This is a genomic window from Pseudomonas mangrovi (assembly GCF_003052585.1).
GTDB lineage: Bacteria > Pseudomonadota > Gammaproteobacteria > Pseudomonadales > Pseudomonadaceae > Aquipseudomonas > Aquipseudomonas mangrovi.
In genome coordinates, this window is the sequence record NZ_QASN01000019.1 from 90,335 (window position 1) to 105,449 (window position 15,115).

Here is a 15,115-nt window from a genome sequence, read left to right on the forward strand (position 1 = left end):
GGTTTCAGCCGCACGCTTGTGGTTAAATACGGCGTCTTTGCCCCGCTGGATCGGGGGCCCACATCATAACAGGACGGTCCAGGCCACGACAGGCCGCCGTCACAGGGACGCACCGCCATGCAAGTGAAACACCTGCTGTTGATCGCCACCCTCGCTCTCACCGCCGCCTGCTCCTCCAATGACGTGGTCGACGAGAACCTCGGCGAGGATGCGCTGTATCAGCAGGCCCAGACGGACCTGAACAACAAGAGCTATACCAGCGCAATCAGCAAGCTGCGCGCACTGGAATCACGCTATCCGTTCGGCCGCTACGCCGAGCAGGCGCAGCTGGAGCTGATCTACGCCTACTACAAGAACGTCGAGCCGGAAGCCGCCAAGTCCTCCGCCGAGCGCTTCATCCGTCTGCACCCGCAGCATCCGGACGTCGATTACGCCTACTACCTGCGCGGCCTGGCATCCTTCGACCAGGACCGCGGCCTGGTAGCACGCTTCCTGCCACTGGATCTGACCAAGCGAGACCCTGGCGCCGCGCGCGACTCGTTCAACGAATTTTCCCAGCTCACCACCCGCTTCCCCCAGAGCCGTTACGCTCCCGATGCGAAGGCGCGCATGATCTATCTGCGCAATCTGCTGGCAGCCTACGAAGTGCACGTCGGACATTATTACCTGCAGCGCCAGGCCTACGTCGCCGCCGCCAACCGTGGCCGCTACGTGGTGGAGAACTTCCAGGAAACCCCGTCGGTTGGTGACGGCCTGGCGATAATGGTCGAAGCCTACCAGCGCCTGACCCTGACCGAACCGGCTAATGCGGCCCTGGAAACCCTGCGCCTGAACTATCCCGAGCATGCTTCGCTGGTCAAGGGCGAGTTCGTGCCACGCGAGAAGGAAAGCGACGGCCGCTCCTGGCTGGCACGCGCCACGCTGGGCCTGATCGAGACCGACACGCCGCTGCCACCGGGCCAGACCCGCGCCAATCTGGATGTACAGCGCCAGTATCAGGAAGCCAAGTCGCAAATCCCAAGCGAACTGCAACCGGACGCGGAGCACGCAGAGGTCGAGGACAGCAGTGAAAGTGCTGACCGCTCCTGGTGGAGCCGCATGACCTTCGGCCTGTTCGATTGAGACAGACGCGCGGGGTCTAGGCCCCGCGTCATCCGACCGAGAACTCGCACCGAACGCCATCCTCGGCGCCGAGGCTGAACCGACAGCCTACTCTGTGGCAAAGGGAATCCCATGGGACTGTTTCGCCTGCTTTTCTGGATCGCCCTCATCGTGGTCGCCATCTGGCTGTGGCGCCGCCTCGTCAAACCGCGACCCGACGCGCCACGCAATACCTCCGAGGCGCCGCCGATGGTGCGTTGCGCTCACTGCGGCATTCATGTTCCGGCATCGGAAGCCTTGTCCAGTGAAGAGCGCTGGTACTGCAGCCGCCTGCATCTCGAGCAAGGCCCGAAGCGCCCGTGAACACCGAGATACTCAGTCTCAGCGCTCCCCAGAGCCAACGCATCCTACGGCTGTACAATCTCTATCGCGTAGCCATAGGCACGATATTCGTCCTGCTGGTTTCCAGCAATCTGGACGGAGAACTGCTCGACCTGGCACATGCCGGGCTGTTCCAGTCCGGCAGCTGGGTTTACCTGGCGATCAATGTACTGTTCGCCTTTCTGGTACGCAGTCCGAAGCATCCGGTGCAGGTGTTCAGCCTGGCGCTGATCGACATAATCCTGCTCTCGAGCCTGTTCTACAGCGCCGGAGGCACGCCGAGCGGCATCGGCACGCTGCTGATCGTATCGGTGGCCATTGCCAATATCCTGCTCCGTGGTCGGATCGGCTTGCTGATAGCGGCCATGGCGGCCATCGGCCTGATCTATCTGACCTTCTATCTCAGCCTGGATCGCCCTGCGGCCACCGCGCAGTTCGTCCAGGCCGGCGCATTCGGCGCTCTATGCTTCGCTGCCGCGCTGTTCGTCCAGGGACTCACCCGCCGCGTACAGGCGAGTGAAGTCCTGGCTGCGCAACGCGCAGCGGACGTCGCCAACCTGGAGGCACTCAACAGTCTTATCCTGCAGCGCATGCGCACCGGCATTCTGGTGCTCGACGCCCAACACCGCGCGTTGCTGGCCAATCCCGCGACCCAGGCATTACTAGGCAGGGAGCTGACGTCGGGCGTACTGCTCGACCCCATCTGCCCGGAGCTGATCAAGCGCCTGCAACAGTGGCTGCACAACCCCACCCTGCGCCCTGCCAGCCTGCAGGCAATACCTGATGGCCCGGTGCTGCAGCCCAGTTTCGCCATCCTGCAGCGCGGCGAGAAGAACGACACCCTGGTCTTTCTCGATGACATTTCCCAGGTCGCGCAGCACGCCCAGCAACTCAAGCTGGCTTCGCTGGGGCGCCTCACCGCCGGCATAGCCCACGAGATCCGCAACCCGCTGGGCGCGATCAGCCATGCGGCGCAACTGCTACAGGAGTCGGAGGAGCTCGATGGTCACGACAAGCGCCTGGCGCAGATCATCCAGGATCACTCGCGGCGCATGAATCTGGTGATAGAGAACGTTCTGCAACTCTCGCGGCGCCGCCAGGCCGAGCCTCAGCTTCTGGACCTGAAATACTGGATGCACCGTTTCGGCAGCGAGTTTCGTCTGAATGCCAGCGCAGACCAGCAACTGCACCTGGAAACCAGCAGTGGCACCCTGCAGACCCGAATGGACCCGCATCAGCTGACCCAGGTATTGACCAATCTGGTCGAAAACGGCATGCGCTACAGCATGCGCAAGAACGGCACCGGGCAAGTCTGGCTGAAACTGTTCCGCGATGCGGAAAGCGACCTGCCGGTGCTCGAGATCCTCGACGACGGTCCTGGCGTTCCGCCAGACCAGGCCCAGGAGATTTTCGAGCCGTTCTACACTACCGACAGCAAGGGCACCGGCCTGGGTCTGTATATTTCCCGTGAGCTGTGTGAGAGCAACCAGGCTCGCCTGGATTACAAACCACGCGAAGGCGGCGGCAGCTGCTTCCGCATCACCTTCGCCCACCCGCGCAAATTGAGCTGACCATGACTGCCCGGCAAAGAGCCCTGATCGTTGACGACGAACCCGACATTCGCGAACTCCTCGAGATCACGCTCGGACGGATGAAACTGGACACCCGCAACGCGCGCAATCTGAAAGAGGCGCGTGACTGGCTGGCGAAGGAGTCATTCGACCTGTGCCTGACCGACATGCGCCTGCCGGACGGCAGCGGCCTGGATCTGGTTCAACATATCCAGCAGCGCTATCCGCAGACCCCGGTGGCGATGATCACCGCCTATGGAAGCCTGGATACCGCGGTCAATGCGCTCAAGGCTGGCGCATTCGACTTCGTCACCAAGCCAGTGGATCTGGCGCGCCTGCGGGAGCTGGTCAACAGCGCGCTGCGCCTGAGCGACAAGGCCAGCGAGCCGGGTGCTGTCGACAGCCGTCTGCTTGGCGACTCACCACCGATGCGCGCACTGCGCTCCCAGATCGGCAAACTGGCGCGCAGCCAGGCGCCGGTCTACATCAGCGGCGAATCGGGCAGCGGAAAGGAGCTGGTCGCCCGCCTGATTCACGAACAGGGACCGCGCTCCGAGCAGCCCTTTGTTCCAGTCAACTGCGGCGCGATTCCCAGCGAGCTGATGGAAAGCGAGTTCTTCGGCCACCGCAAGGGCAGCTTCACCGGCGCAATCGAAGACAAGCAGGGCCTGTTCCAGGCAGCCAATGGCGGAACGCTGTTTCTCGACGAGGTTGCCGACCTGCCGCTGGCAATGCAGGTCAAGCTGCTGCGCGCAATACAGGAGAAGGCGATTCGTCCGGTTGGCGGACAGCAGGAAGTAGTGGTCGATGTACGCATCCTCTGCGCTACCCACAAGGACCTTGCCGCGGAAGTGGCAGCGGAGCGTTTCCGCCAGGACCTCTACTACCGACTCAATGTCATCGAGCTACGAGTCCCGCCGTTGCGCGAGCGCCGCGAAGACATCCAGCAACTGGCCACAGCCATGCTGGAGCGCCTTTCCGGCTCAGCCCAGAGCCCTGCTCGCCTAGCGCCGGAAGCCCTGGATAAGCTCAAGAGCTACCGCTTCCCCGGCAACGTCCGCGAGCTGGAGAACATGCTGGAGCGCGCCTATACGCTGTGTGAGGCGGACGTGATCCAGGCAATCGACCTGCGTCTGAGCGAAGCGCCCTGCGCCGCGAATGGCGAGGATGCCAGCCTGGTCAATATCGATAACCTCGAGGATCACCTGGAAAGCATCGAGCGCAAGCTGATCATGCAGGCGCTGGAAGAAACCCGCTGGAACCGCACAGCTGCGGCGCAGCGCTTGGGTCTGTCGTTCCGCTCGATGCGCTATCGCCTGAAGAAGCTGGGTATCGACTGAAACCTGGCGCACCTGGCCTGTGGCCAGCGCCTGAAGGTTAGGAGCGATCGACACAAGCGCCCGCCACTCTACGCGCCCCTCCCCCTACGAATGCTTGCGAGCTAGCCGAGCCGCCCTGCCGGCGAATATGGCGCGGGATCCACGATAGGCGCGCGCCCAAGCATCAGATCGACCAGCAGCCGACAGGACGCAGGCGCCATCACCAACCCGTTGCGATAGTGCCCGCAGTTCAACCAGAGCCCCTCCACGCCCGGCACTTCGCCAATGAAGGGGATGCCCTCCGGAGAACCCGGACGCAACCCCGCCCAGTGCCCTGCAATCGGCGCATCAGCCAGTGCAGGCAGCAACTCCTCGGCGGTTTTGCGCAGGCTCTGTAGCGCTTCCTGGCTAGGTGACTTGTCGAATCCCAGATGCTCCAAGGTGCTCCCTACCAGCACATGCCCGTCACGACGTGGAATCGCATAGCGTCGTCCCGCCAGGATCATGCTCGGCAAAAAGTCAGGCGCGCACCTGTAGAGAATCATCTGTCCCTTGACCGGCTCGACTGGGAGCCCCCCGGCCTCCAGCGGCGGCATCAACCCAGCGCTCCAGGCCCCCGCCGCGAGCACTACCGCATCACAATTCAGAATTTCCCCCGCAACGCGCACACCAGCAATGCGACCGGAGCGAACCAACAGCTCCTGCGCCTCCGCCTGCTCCCGCAACTCAACCAGAGGGTTTGCCTGCAATGCGGCGCGTAGCGATTGCAGCAACCGTGGGTTACGCACATTCGCGACGCCCGGCATGTACAACGCATGGTGGTATTGCCTTCCCAGACCCTCAATGCGAGCTCGAACCCTGTCCGCGAGCAGACTCTGCAACTCGCATCCCTCCCGTCGCGCCCAGGTAAGCGCCTGGTCCTCATCCTCCATGTCCAGCCAGTAAAGACCGGTAACCTGGTGCTCGGGATCAATGCCCGTTTCCAGCTCAAGCTGCGCGCAGAACTCCCCGTAGAAACCTGCAGACCAGCGCGCCAAAGCCTGCACTGGCGAACTGTAGCGCCACGGGTAGAGAGGAGAAACGATGCCGCCCCCAGCCCAGGACGCCTCTCGTCCGGTGTCGGACTTTTCCACCAGAACGATACGACGCCCTTCTCGCGCCAGATGATAGGCCGTCATCAAACCGATAACGCCACCGCCGATGACCAGCGTGTCAGTCATTGCGACCTCGTTTGCCAAAACCGCGAAAAATACTTTACTGATTCCCTGCGCCAGGAAGGCGCTTACAAACAACGTAGGGATACTCAGATGAACATTCGTCGTGAACGCGGGTTCACTCTGCTCGATGCAATCACGGTAACGATCCTGATCAGCATCAGCAGCGCCATTATGCTGCCTAACCTCGCTGGCCTGCTTGACCGAGCGCAGGCAGACAAGCAAAAAGAACTACTTGCCGCCCACCTGCAAAGTGCTAGAGCTCACGCGGTTACTCACGCCACCGCGGTAGAGGTGTGCGGCTCCTCAGATGGCTTGAAATGTGATGGCAGCTGGAAACACGGTTGGCTGGCACGAGACCAACAAAGTGCCCACGTCCTGGTCGGCCACCGGAGTGACCGCTCCGGACTGGCCTGGAAAGGCTTCAGCTCCGAGATCGTCTATTTACCGAATGGCACAACCCCTAAAAGCAACGGACGCTTTGAGATTTGCAGTCCGAACGGAGAGCCCCTATGGAGTCTGGTACTCAACCGCCAGGGACGCTTACGCCAGGAAAAAGTGACCCAGAACACAGAGCGAAACCCATGCCAGACCGGTTATCCCTAGCTTGCCTCCGCTCATCCGCGACGCGACGACAGCTCAGCGGATGAACATCCAGAATGCTAGTGCATGCAAAAAGGAGGCTCCATGTCCCATCCATACAAGGCCAGCGGTTTCTCGCTGATCGAGCTGCTCATAATCATGACGCTCCTTGCGATTGTCGCGGGTGTGGCCATACCCAACTTCCAAAGACTGGTGCAGGCCAACCGGGCACAGGGTGCGACTGAAGAGCTACTGGCACAGTTGCAGTTCGCGCGCAGCGAAGCAGTGGTTCGCAACCGCATCGTTACAGTGGAAAACCTCTCCGGTACAGACGGACGCTGGGACCAGCAGATACGGATATACGTCAGCGGCAACCAGACGGCCAATCGCGCCTTTGTTCCTCCTTCGAGCCCTCCCGCCCCAGGCGACGACGAAGAACTGCGTTTCCATGAGGGAATGAACAACGTCACCCTTACCGCGATAGGCGACGCGAGGGTAGAGGAATGGATTTCCTTCCGCCCCAACGGCACCCTGGCGATTACCGGCGCCTCAAGCATCATCGTCTGCCCGGACAATCAGCCTGATCGTGGTCGCAGCCTGACACTCGAGCCCAGCGGCAGGATTGCCATGCCTGCCACCGCCCCGACTGTTTGCACGCCATGAGAGAACGACCGATGCCCAACAATACCCAACACGCAGGCTTCAGCCTGATCGAAGTTCTGGTTGCGATCGTCATCATCAGTATCGGCGTGCTCGGTCTGGTCGCCATGCAAGGTCGCACCATACAGTTCACTCAGGACTCCGCCCAGCGCAATACAGCCGCAATGCTGGCAGACGATCTAGTCGAGCAGATTCGTAGCAATCGTGATGCCGTGGTGGATGCCAGCGGCGTTCGCAGCAACAGCAACTACTACAAGGCTCCTGCTGCCACCTTCCCCACAACGGGCGTCGCCGCCTGCCGAACAGCCCCCGGCTGCGATGCCAACCAGATGGCGACGGACCACCTGGTGCAGTGGGTCATTCAGGTTCGCAACAGCCTGCCAGTGGATGACGCGACGCTCAACGCTGCGTACATCATCTGCCGGGACAGCACCCCGGCCACCGCAGCCTGTGACAACCTGGGCTCGGCCATCAAGATCCAGATCGCCTGGATCAGCCGCACCACCGAAAACGCACCGGAGGCGGACGATGCCAACTCCCGCGAGTTCTACCAGATCAGCTTCGAGCCCTGAGGTGAAAATGCATACCCACTTCAATACCCGTCAGCGTGGCCTGTCGATGGTGGAAATGCTGATTGCCCTGGCAATCAGCAGCTTCCTGATACTCGGCGTGACCCAGATATACATCGACAACAAGCGCAACTACATCTTCCAGCAGAATCAGTCAGCCAATCAGGAAAACAGTCGTTTCTCGCTGCTGCTTCTCGAACAGGAGTTGCGCAAGGCAGGCTACCGTCGGGTTATCCAGGATAGCCGCGAACTGGCCTTCCCGGCGATCACTGTCACCGGCTGCGGTGACTTCAGTGCGGGAGAAATCGCCAAGCCCACCGCAAATGCTCAAGGCGTCTGTTTCCGCTATCAGCGCGCCAGCAACACCGAACTCGACTGCCACGGCAATCTGCTTCCCAACAACGATCCGGTCACCATACGCATGGAGAAGACGGCGGCAGGCGAACTCAACTGTCATGTCAACGGCGGACCTGCGGCAACACTGATCACGGGGATCAATCAGATCGTTTTCGAGTTCGGCGTGGATCGAGACGCGGACCGTATCGCCAATGCCTATCTGTCGGCGGCTGACACCCTCGCCAATACCGGCTCTGTGGTAGCGGTGCGCTATGCGACCCTGCACGAGAGCCAGTCGGACCAGGTTGCGCTCGAGGCAGACAGCTACAACTTCCCACTGACCAATATGGCCGCAGTCACTCCAGCAGATCGCAAGCTGTACAAGTCAGTGCAAGGCACCACTACTCTGAGGAACATAGCCCCATGACAGCGCTCGCCTCTCGGCGCCAGCACGGCGCGACCCTGATCATCAGTTTGATTCTGCTGCTCATCATCACCTTGCTGGCCATTTCCAGCATGCGCGAGGTATCCCTCGAGGAACGAGTGGTCGGTAATTTGCGCGACAGCCGTACTGCCTTTAATGGCGCAGAATCAGGGCTGCGCGAAGGGGAAACTCGACTGGCCGAACATGTCGGACCACCTGCAACCACTGCCGACTGCGCGGCTGCAGGCCCGACGGACCTCTGCGTACTGACTGAGCCCGTTGCCAGTGTGCCTTCCAACAACTGGAACTGGTGGACCACTGCCGCCAACGCACGCGCCTACGAAGGCTCTACCGCCAACACCACCACTCTCGCGCGCATAGCCAGTCAGCCGCGCTGGAATGTCGCCTTCCTCGGCTTCGACCCGGCCAACTCGCTTGGCAACGTGGAGGTATCGGATACCGAAGAGCGCAGCAAGGGCGTCGGGCCTTACTACTACCAGGTCAACGCGGCTTCGCAGGGTCGCTCGACGCGCATGATGACCACTCTGCAATCTGCCGCCGTGCAGCGCTACTGACAGGGAGAAGACAATGAAAATCGCATATCAGTCGCTGAGGGTAGCTGCCAGTGCTGCCGTCATGTTCACTTTCTGCAGCGTTGCCCAGAGCGTCCAGGCGGCGGCACTGACCATTGCCCAGGAGCCGCTGTTCCTTACTGAAGGCGTAGCACCGAACCTTCTGGTTACCCTGGACGACTCGGGCTCGATGGCGTCAGCATTCGCTCCCGACAACATCAGCGGCGAACACGGCACCCGTCGCTTCAGCTCGTCATTTTACAACCCGATGTACTACAACCCAGCGGCGACCTACGCCCCGCCGAAGAGGGTCACATTCAATTCGACCACTGGCCAGATTAGCGTCACCGAGTACAGCACCAGCTTCACCACCGCTTACCTGAATGGATTCAAAACTGACCGTGGCAGCGTGAACTTGTCGACCAGCTTTCGGCCAGTCCGCACCTACGTTTCAACAAACACGACGCAGACCTTGGGTAACAACCCGGCGATCGACTATCCGACGAGCCAGACTAGTGGTGTAGCAGCCTACTATTACGTTCGCGACAACACCCTGGCCAATTGCACCGCGTCCAACATGGCTGACGAAGATTGCTACCGTAGGGTATTGGTAGGCGCTGCTGAGCGACAAAACTTCGCCAACTGGTACTCGTTCTATCGTAGTCGCGCATTGGCCACCGAGTCCGCGGCGAATCTTGCGTTCTACACGTTGCCAGACAACGTGCGGGTAACCTGGCAGATGCTCAACTCCTGCACCGGCATTGGTAGCGGCAACTGCTCTGGCGCTTCCGGTACCAACCACAACAATAGGTTGCGCAATTTCGCCGGCCAGCACCGTGCCAATTTCTTCGCCTGGCTGGCTGACACGCCGGCCAGTGGCGGGACACCCACACGAGCAGCACAGGAACGCGCTGGTAATTTCCTCAGCAACACTAGTGTCAACGGACCTTATGCATTCAACCCAGGCGTACAAAGCGCCCCGCTGTATGCATGCCGCCCGTCCTACCACATCCTTATGAGCGACGGGGTCTGGAACGAAAACACCAATATCACTGTAGGCAATGTGGACGGGACCTCACGATCCCTTCCCGACGGCACCGCCTATGCTCCGCGCGCACCTTACCGGGACGGCGTGAACCGTAATTACGGCAACACGCTGGCTGATCTGGCCTTTCTGCACTGGGCGACAGACGCAAACACCTCCATACCCAATGAGCTGAAGCCGTTCCTCCCTTACAAGAACCCGGACACCGCCACCCAATATTGGGACCCGCGCAACAACCCGGCCACTTGGCAGAATCTGGTCACCTTCACTCTTGGCCTGGGTCTTACTCGTAGCGTAACCAACCCGGCCTGGGGTGGCAGCACCTATGCTGGCGACTATCCAAGCTTGCTGAATGGCACTATTGAGTGGCCGCAACCAGCCAGCAACCAGCCTCAAAACGTTTATGAGCTCTGGCACGCAGCGCTTAACTCCCGTGGCGAATTCTTCAGTGTCGACTCCCCGGAAGACATGGTCGACGCGTTCAAGACCATCCTCAACCGCATTGCAGACCGGGAAACCTCCGCATCTGCCGTTTCGCTTGAGTCTGCCGTTACCACTGCCGGCAACGAGGCTTACTACGCACGTTTCTCCAGCGACAACTGGAGCGGCGAACTGATCAAGTATCTGGTCGACAGCAATGGGCAGTTGAGCTACCAGTGGAATGCCCGGGATCTGCTGAATACCAAAGCCGCAGGCTCGCGCAATATCCTTTTCAACAAGGATGGAAATCTGACTGCCTTCCAATGGGCAAATCTCACCACTGCCCAGCAGGCTGCTCTCAATCGCACCGCAGCAGGCGTCGTCGACACCTTGGGTAGCCAGCGACTGGACTTCATCCGGGGCGTTCGCACCGGAGAAGGCACCACCTTCCGCGATCGTACTCATGTGCTCGGCGATATCGTCCACTCCAGTCCGGTGGTCGTTGCAACTCCGGATCGCATGGAGGGATTGATGAATCCGCTGGTCAGCAGCGCTACCGGCACCTATACCCAGTTCAAGATCGACAACCTGACTCGCCCCAAGCGCATCTACGTAGGTGCCAACGACGGCATGCTCCATGGTTTCGACGAGAACGGGCAAGAAGTTTTCGCTTACGTTCCCACCTCGGTCATTCCGCAGCTGAACAAGCTGACCGACAAGGGCTACCGCGCCAGCCACCAGTACTATGTTGATGGCACTCCAGTCGTTGGCGATGTGTTCATCGAAGGCGAGTGGCGAACCATCCTGATCGGCACTCTGCGTGGCGGTGGCCGTGAGGTGTTTGCCCTGGACGTTACCGACCCTGCCAATGTCTCCCTTCTCTGGGAGTTCAGCTCGGCTCAGGATGAAGACCTTGGCTTCACCTTTACCCGACCGGTCATTACCCGACTGCACAATGGCAAGTGGGGCGTGGTTCTGAGCAACGGTTACAACAGCACCAGCGACCGCGCAGCCCTGTTCGTTCTGGATGCCGCTAATGGCGACGTGATGAGCAAGCTGGTGGTCAACAGTGGCGCAACGGTCAACGGCCTGTCATCGCCCCGCACCGTGGATATCAACGGTGACCTGATCACCGACTACGTCTACGCGGGCGATCTGCAAGGCAACGTATGGCGCTTCGATATGTTTACCGCCAATCAAACCCCGCCATTCCAGCGGACCGACACCATGCCCAACAGCAGCTTCCGGATAGCCTTTTCTGGCACCCCGCTGTTCGTCGCGCAAAATGCCGTAGGCAGGCAGCCGATCACTGCGGCGCCGTCGCTCATCCGCCACCCCAATGGCTTTGGTTACATCGTTACCGTAGGCACCGGAAAATACATCGAGAACAGTGACTCCCAGGCCGACACCAGCCAGCCGATGAGCCTTTACGGCATATGGGATCGCCAGACCGATGGCAAGAGCACTACCGGCACGCCCTCTCTCGGCCGCTCCAATTTGGTCGAACAGACCATGGGCACCGAGATCACCACCACCTTCAATGATACTGATGCAAGCGGTAATGCAACCTCGCGTTCCCGCGACCTGCGTTTGCTCAGTCGCAACCCGATCAGCTGGATTGATGCTTCAGGCAACGTAGTCAAGTACGGCTGGTATCTGGATCTCAAGGAGGGGGCGACCCTCAAGGGCGAAATGGTTGCCACCGATATGACTGCTCGTAGCAACGTACTGCTGGTAGCCACTACAACTCCCAATGATGACCCATGCAGTTCCGGTATCGACCGCTGGTTCATCGCTCTGGATGGTTTCACCGGAGGAGCAACAAACTTCAACGTGCTGGACATGAGCGGCAACAACTACGTCAATGCACTCGACTCCTATAACGGCAATGTTGTCTCCAGTGTCCGCATTCCAGGCTTTGGCGCTCCAGCGGTAGTAGGCCAGGACGCGTTCTTCAACACCCCAAATAGTATCCAGAAAGAAGTGCTCGATTTTGGTCCGGCATCCCGCGGACGTCAGAGCTGGCGAGTTCTCGGAGAATGATCATGAATAGAAAGCTGATTGGCCTGATGGGCGCAGCGCTGCTCTGCAGTGCTGCAGCCCAGGCACAGACCTTTGAAGAGAGCGGCGTCGTCGAGAAAGTATTCTCGGAGCGCTCGCTGATCCAGGTAAATGATCGAATGTACACATTGCCCAACCGGGTTACCGAGAGCCTGTCTCCTGGAGCCGGCCCTGCCATCTTCCAGCTGAGAACAGGGACCGTCGTCAACTTCTCCGGAATCACAGGCGGTCAGTACCCCCTGATCGATTCGATGGCCATCCTCCGCCAGCCCACCCCCGAAGAAGAAATGCAGTTGCAACGGGAGTTGAACAATGAGCGCAACTAAAAGGCATAGTGCAGGCTTTACGCTGATTGAAGTCATGATCGTTGTAATGATCATCGGAGTATTGGCTGCTATTGCCATCCCCCAGTACCAGAACTACGTGCTGCGCTCAAACCGCACCGAAGGCCAGTCCCTGCTGACCGAAGCAGCAGCTCGCCAGGAACGTTTCTTTACACAGAACAACACCTACGCCAACACCGTCGCGCAGCTGGGCTACGCTTCGGCCAACTCGCAGAACAATCTCTACACCCTGTCGATTCCGGTCGTCACTGCGGTCACTTACGAGCTTCGAGTGGTCCCGATCAATCATCAGGCAAACGATGTGGACTGCGGCACGCTGGAACTGACTCACACTGGAGAGAAAAAGGCCAGTGGACCGGACGGCGCAAACGAGTGCTGGCGCTGACTCCGATCCAAAGTAAAAGACCGGCCTGAGAGCCGGTCTTTTTTTGCTGAACACACCGTGCTGACTAGTCGACTTGCCTCACTCGCAACTCCTTCGGCATCGAGAAGGTCACGTTCTCCGGCCGCCCTTCCAGCTCTACCGATGCTTGCGCGCCCCACTCCTGCAACTGATCGATCACACCCTGCACCAGTACTTCAGGAGCCGAGGCGCCGGCGGTAATACCGATGCGCCCTACTCCGTCGAACCACTCGCGGCGCAGGTCTTCGGCGCCGTCTATGAGATACGCGGGCGTGCCGATACGCTCGGCCAGTTCGCGAAGGCGATTGGAGTTGGAACTGTTCGGGCTGCCGACCACCAGCACCACCTCTGACTCGCCAGCGAGCTGCTTGACTGCGTCCTGGCGGTTCTGGGTGGCGTAGCAGATGTCGTCCTTGCGCGGCCCGCCGATGGCCGGGAACTTCGCCCGCAGGGCGTCGATGACGCGGCTGGTGTCGTCCATCGACAAGGTGGTCTGGGTGACGAAGGCCAGTTGCTGCGGGTCGCGCACCTGCAGGCGCTCAACGTCTGCCTCGTCCTCGACCAGGTAGATGGTGCCGCCATTGCGGTCATCGTACTGGCCCATGGTGCCTTCCACTTCGGGATGGCCTTCGTGGCCGATAAGAATGCATTCGCGGCCTTCGCGGCTGTAGCGCGCGACTTCCATATGCACCTTGGTGACCAGCGGGCAGGTGGCGTCGAATACCTTCAGGCCGCGGCGCTCGGCTTCGTTGCGCACCGCCTGGGAGACGCCATGGGCACTGAAGATGACGATGGAATCGTCCGGCACCTGATGCAGTTCCTCGACGAACACCGCGCCGCGGGCGCGCAGATCCTCGACCACGAACTTGTTGTGCACGACCTCGTGACGCACGTAGATCGGCGGCGCGAAGACTTCGAGGGCGCGATTGACGATCTCGATGGCGCGGTCGACGCCGGCACAGAAACCACGAGGATTGGCGAGCTTGATCTGCATGCTGGGGGTCTCAGAGCACGTAAAACAGGGGCAGAGTGTACTACCAGAGCGCGGTGTGCGGCCGCGCAAAGTCTGCTGAAACTGCAGCAGGCCGAATCACCTTTGCGGCGCCTTCACAACAGAGCAAATCCCCAGCCGAATAAGTTTGGGCAGACACTCAGACCGCCTTCACCTCGATGATCTCCACCTCGAAGGTCAGCGTCTTGCCGGAGAGCGGATGATTGAAGTCGACGGTTACCTGCTGCTCGTCAAAGCTCTTCACCACGCCGGGCAGTTCGCTGTTCGCGGCATCGCGGAAGATCACCAGCAGCCCCTCGCCCAGCTCCATGTCGACGAACTGGCTACGCGGCATGGTCTGCAGGTTCTGCGGGTTGGGCTGGCCGAAGCCGTTTTCCGGCTCGATGCTCAGGCTGCGCTTGTCACCGGCCTTGAGGCCCTGGATCGACAGCTCGAAGCCGGGCAGCAGGTTGCCGTCGCCGAAGCGGAAAGTCGCCGGCTGCTTGTCGAAGGTGGAGTCGACCACATCGCCATTCTCCAGCTTGATCGCGAAATGCAGGGTGACCTCGCGGTCCGGGCCGATGCGCAGTTCAGTCATTTCTCGGAATCTCCGGACTTCTTGCCGATGAACATGTCCAGCGCCAGCATGATGGCGCCGATGGTGATGGCGGTATCGGCCAGGTTGAAGGCCGGGAAGTAGTAGCGGTCCTGCCAGTGCGCGAGGATGAAGTCCACCACATGCCCCAGCAACACACGGTCATGCAGGTTGCCCAGCGCGCCGCCGAGTACCAGCGCCAGCGCCACCGCGAGCCAGGTTTCGTTGGGCTTCAGGCGCTTGAGCCAGACTACCAGCGCAACGCTGACGCCTATGGCAATCACGGCGAAGAACCAGCGCTGCCAACCGGGCTGGTCGGCGAACAGACTGAATGCCGCGCCCTTGTTGTAGACGTGGGTCCAGTCCAGATAGCCGGGGATGACCTCGAGGCGCTCGCGAAAGCCGACCAGCGTCACCGCCAGATGCTTGGTCCACAGATCCACCCCCACCACCAGCGCGGTAAGCCAGAGCCAGGCCAGTTTGCCAAAGCGGCTCATGCTGCCTTCCCCTGAGGTACATAGCACTTG

16 protein-coding genes are annotated in these 15,115 nt (G+C 60.6%); 12 read left to right on the forward strand and 4 right to left on the reverse strand.

Annotated elements, in window-relative coordinates:
* Window positions 1-117: 117 nt before the first annotated feature.
* The 4 genes from DBO85_RS11480 (at window position 118) to DBO85_RS11495 (ending at window position 4,393) form a co-directional block, all read left to right on the forward strand.
* The gene (locus tag DBO85_RS11480) at window positions 118-1,122 is read left to right on the forward strand and encodes an outer membrane protein assembly factor BamD (RefSeq protein WP_108107415.1); all 1,005 of its coding nucleotides are present in this window, start codon (window positions 118-120) and stop codon (window positions 1,120-1,122) included.
* Window positions 1,123-1,233: 111 nt separating this feature from the next.
* Window positions 1,234-1,464: a PP0621 family protein gene (locus DBO85_RS11485; protein ID WP_108107416.1), complete on the forward strand. Its 231-nt coding sequence runs from the start codon at window positions 1,234-1,236 to the stop codon at window positions 1,462-1,464.
* Window positions 1,461-3,053, forward strand: coding sequence for a sensor histidine kinase (locus tag DBO85_RS11490; RefSeq protein ID WP_108107417.1), 1,593 nt, complete (start codon window positions 1,461-1,463; stop codon window positions 3,051-3,053). The genes DBO85_RS11485 and DBO85_RS11490 overlap by 4 nt, the downstream gene beginning before the upstream one ends.
* A gap of 2 nt (window positions 3,054-3,055) precedes the next feature.
* Complete coding sequence (locus tag DBO85_RS11495) at window positions 3,056-4,393, forward strand: sigma-54-dependent transcriptional regulator (protein ID WP_108107418.1); 1,338 nt, start codon at window positions 3,056-3,058, stop codon at window positions 4,391-4,393.
* A gap of 101 nt (window positions 4,394-4,494) precedes the next feature.
* On the opposite strand, the gene thiO is transcribed toward DBO85_RS11495, so the two are convergent.
* Entirely contained in the window at window positions 4,495-5,592 is a 1,098-nt protein-coding gene (thiO, locus tag DBO85_RS11500; protein ID WP_108107419.1) for a glycine oxidase ThiO, read from the reverse strand.
* A gap of 87 nt (window positions 5,593-5,679) precedes the next feature.
* On the opposite strand from thiO, the gene DBO85_RS11505 reads away from it, so the two are divergent.
* From DBO85_RS11505 to DBO85_RS11540, 8 genes are all read left to right on the forward strand, one after another.
* Complete coding sequence (locus DBO85_RS11505; protein WP_158268893.1) at window positions 5,680-6,192, forward strand: GspH/FimT family pseudopilin; 513 nt, start codon at window positions 5,680-5,682, stop codon at window positions 6,190-6,192.
* Window positions 6,193-6,273: 81 nt separating this feature from the next.
* Window positions 6,274-6,831 carry a GspH/FimT family pseudopilin gene (locus DBO85_RS11510; protein WP_158268894.1) on the forward strand — a complete coding sequence of 186 codons (558 nt, stop codon included), beginning with the start codon at window positions 6,274-6,276 and terminating at the stop codon, window positions 6,829-6,831.
* A gap of 11 nt (window positions 6,832-6,842) precedes the next feature.
* A complete protein-coding gene (gene pilV / locus DBO85_RS11515; protein WP_108107421.1) occupies window positions 6,843-7,400 on the forward strand; it encodes a type IV pilus modification protein PilV in 558 nt (185 codons plus the stop codon).
* A gap of 7 nt (window positions 7,401-7,407) precedes the next feature.
* Window positions 7,408-8,160: a PilW family protein gene (locus DBO85_RS11520; RefSeq protein ID WP_158268897.1), complete on the forward strand. Its 753-nt coding sequence runs from the start codon at window positions 7,408-7,410 to the stop codon at window positions 8,158-8,160.
* Window positions 8,157-8,732 carry a pilus assembly PilX family protein gene (locus tag DBO85_RS11525; protein ID WP_108107423.1) on the forward strand — a complete coding sequence of 192 codons (576 nt, stop codon included), beginning with the start codon at window positions 8,157-8,159 and terminating at the stop codon, window positions 8,730-8,732. Before DBO85_RS11520 ends, DBO85_RS11525 begins: the two co-directional genes overlap by 4 nt.
* 13 nt (window positions 8,733-8,745) lie before the next feature.
* The gene (locus tag DBO85_RS11530; RefSeq protein ID WP_108107424.1) at window positions 8,746-12,237 is read left to right on the forward strand and encodes a pilus assembly protein; all 3,492 of its coding nucleotides are present in this window, start codon (window positions 8,746-8,748) and stop codon (window positions 12,235-12,237) included.
* A 2-nt stretch (window positions 12,238-12,239) separates the two neighbouring features.
* Window positions 12,240-12,581 carry a PilY2 family type 4a fimbrial biogenesis protein gene (locus tag DBO85_RS11535; protein WP_158268895.1) on the forward strand — a complete coding sequence of 114 codons (342 nt, stop codon included), beginning with the start codon at window positions 12,240-12,242 and terminating at the stop codon, window positions 12,579-12,581.
* Window positions 12,568-12,984, forward strand: coding sequence for a type IV pilin protein (locus tag DBO85_RS11540; RefSeq protein WP_108107426.1), 417 nt, complete (start codon window positions 12,568-12,570; stop codon window positions 12,982-12,984). The genes DBO85_RS11535 and DBO85_RS11540 overlap by 14 nt, the downstream gene beginning before the upstream one ends.
* 64 nt (window positions 12,985-13,048) lie before the next feature.
* Here DBO85_RS11540 and ispH read toward each other — a convergent pair whose 3' ends face one another.
* From ispH to lspA, 3 genes are all read right to left on the reverse strand, one after another.
* The gene (gene ispH, locus DBO85_RS11545) at window positions 13,049-13,996 is read right to left on the reverse strand and encodes a 4-hydroxy-3-methylbut-2-enyl diphosphate reductase (RefSeq protein ID WP_108107427.1); all 948 of its coding nucleotides are present in this window, start codon (window positions 13,994-13,996) and stop codon (window positions 13,049-13,051) included.
* Window positions 13,997-14,153: 157 nt separating this feature from the next.
* Window positions 14,154-14,591, reverse strand: coding sequence for an FKBP-type peptidyl-prolyl cis-trans isomerase (locus DBO85_RS11550; RefSeq protein ID WP_108107428.1), 438 nt, complete (start codon window positions 14,589-14,591; stop codon window positions 14,154-14,156).
* On the reverse strand, window positions 14,588-15,085 hold the full coding sequence (lspA, locus tag DBO85_RS11555; RefSeq protein ID WP_108107429.1) for a signal peptidase II: 498 nt from the start codon (window positions 15,083-15,085) through the stop codon (window positions 14,588-14,590). Before lspA ends, DBO85_RS11550 begins: the two co-directional genes overlap by 4 nt.
* Between the last annotated feature and the right edge of the window lie 30 nt (window positions 15,086-15,115).